This is a genomic window from Prevotella conceptionensis 9403948, assembly GCF_000312305.1.
Taxonomy (GTDB): domain Bacteria; phylum Bacteroidota; class Bacteroidia; order Bacteroidales; family Bacteroidaceae; genus Prevotella; species Prevotella conceptionensis.
Window position 1 is genome coordinate 1 of record NZ_HE999541.1, and the last position, 512, is coordinate 512.

At 56.1% G+C, this 512-nt stretch carries 1 pseudogene; it reads right to left on the minus strand.

The window, feature by feature from the left end:
• Positions 1–84 precede the first annotated feature (84 nt).
• A pseudogene (locus BN93_RS16195) lies at positions 85–512 on the minus strand (beta-ketoacyl-[acyl-carrier-protein] synthase family protein); the annotation flags it as partial.

Here is a 512-nt window from a genome sequence, read left to right on the forward strand (position 1 = left end):
GTGTTAAGTTTGGTGCAAAAGCCTGCGCGCCCTGTGTGCCTTCTCTGCCATGTTGGGGCAGAGTGGGGTGGGGTGCGCTGTTTGCTATTTTTTAATGATAAGTGCGCTGTTGGTGCCGCCGAACCCGAACGAATTGCTCAGCACCGTATTTACTTGTGTGTCGATGCGATGTGTGGCCAGTCGCAGTTTGGCCGAATGTTCGTCGGGGTTTTCAAAGTTCACGTTGGGTGCCACAAAGCCGCCTTGCATCATCAGGATGGAGTAAACCACCTCGCTGGCGCCAGCCATCCAGCACTCGTGTCCCGTCATGCCTTTGGTAGAACTAATCCAGGGCATGTGTTGGCCAAACAATCTGTCTAGCGCGATGGCCTCGAACATGTCGCCTTGCAGGGTAGACGTGGCGTGCGCATTAACGTAATCGATGTCGGCAGGCGACAAGTTGGCGTCGTTCAGCGCACGCGTCATGGCCGTAACCGAGCCTTCATCGCTTGGTTGCGATATGCCGCCGCCGT